Here is a 1,405-nt window from a genome sequence, read left to right on the forward strand (position 1 = left end):
TGGTGGATATCCAAAGCTTGGTTGTGTTGCAAGAATAGATTTGCCTAGATTAGCGCAAGCGAAGCCGGGTCAGAAAGTGCGTTTCATCAAGGGTGATAGACAAGGTTTGCAGGATGTGTGGTGTCAGTGGGCTCAGTTCTTTGGCTACTGAGCCCTATTCAGTTTTTGGCTGTTTACATCCCGTAGCGTTCAGCTAGAGCATGCGGATAGCCTCGTTCTTCGGTCAGTTTAATCGCGTATTGTTCGATTTCGTCTTCAGACCAATTAACGGTCACTGGATGTTGCGCTTCTACATTATGTTGAGGCGTGATATCAAACCAATACTGAAGCATTTTTTGAGCAGCCAACAACGTAGAAGACGCTTTCACAACTTCAATTCGAGCGTAGTGATTTTGTTCGAATGAAACATCTGCCGCGCGAAGCACGGGATCTGTGCCTGGAATCTGTTGAGCACCAAACAACGCTTTGCCACCTTTTTCCGCTGTTTTGTAATCAGGGATAAATTGGGCCATGTGTTGTATTGCGTTATGCGTTCTTTCACCCAAAATTTCTTCACGCCACCCACTGCGAATTTTAGACAGTAACGGTACAGGTAGCTCAGGTTGAGCAGAGAGTGCCGTGCTTTCAACTAAGCCATCTTCAAACAACGTGATCTCTTTCGTCATGCCGTGCAGCTGGAAATAGCCATCTCCATAAGGCGTTAACTGCGCCATTCCTTTATCTGTGCCACGGGGGCCGTGGAAAATGACTTCTGGCCATTGCTGGTTACATTCGTTCCATTTGGTCACGTAAGCGGCTTTAAATTCAACTAAACGGTCACGCTTAGCGCCAACTGCGTTATCAATAGTTCCCGTCTCGAAACCACATGCGTTGACTAAGTAATCACAAGTAAGCAAACAATTGACGCCATTGTGTTCGTAAGTCAATTGCCAATGATCACCAAGCCAATCTGCCTGATTCAGTGTCGCTTGAGTAATCACGTTTGAATTCGGCAGTTTTGCTAAGGTTAAGTTAGCAATAGCCGCTAAACGGAACACGCTCCAACCATACTCCTGAACGGCAACGACCGGATATTTTAATTGCTCTAAATCAGCGTGCTGAGCAAAAGGAATGCTCCATTCATCAAATGTGGATGGATGTTCTGGTTGGTTTTGTTTTGCCAGTTCCTGCAATTCTTCTTTCGAATACAGTTTGAAATACTCTTCAGGCTCGCCAAGTACTTTGTTGTGTTCGTCTTTGTCGACTAACGCCTGGTAAGCACTTTTAATCACCTCTAAGCGAGGCAGCAGCGCGAATGGGTCACCCCCATCAGAGTGAGGTACGGCAATAATGGTAGGACGAATATTCAGTGAGTGAGGATACAGTCTGATCGTATCTATAGATTGCGTAAGCAAATCCAAACATT

General features: G+C 45.6%; 1 protein-coding gene and 1 pseudogene. One reads left to right on the forward strand and one right to left on the reverse strand.

Translation table 11 applies throughout. The features are described 5' to 3' along the window. Positions 1-151 (forward strand): annotated as a pseudogene (locus tag R7P67_RS24355) (allophanate hydrolase); the annotation flags it as partial. A 22-nt stretch (positions 152-173) separates the two neighbouring features. Here R7P67_RS24355 and R7P67_RS24360 read toward each other — a convergent pair. After that, positions 174-1,405: FAD-dependent oxidoreductase (locus R7P67_RS24360; protein WP_318086255.1), on the reverse strand; the 1,232-nt coding region annotated here is incomplete at its 5' end.

The sequence above is a fragment of the Vibrio sp. Vb0937 genome (genome assembly GCF_033338855.1).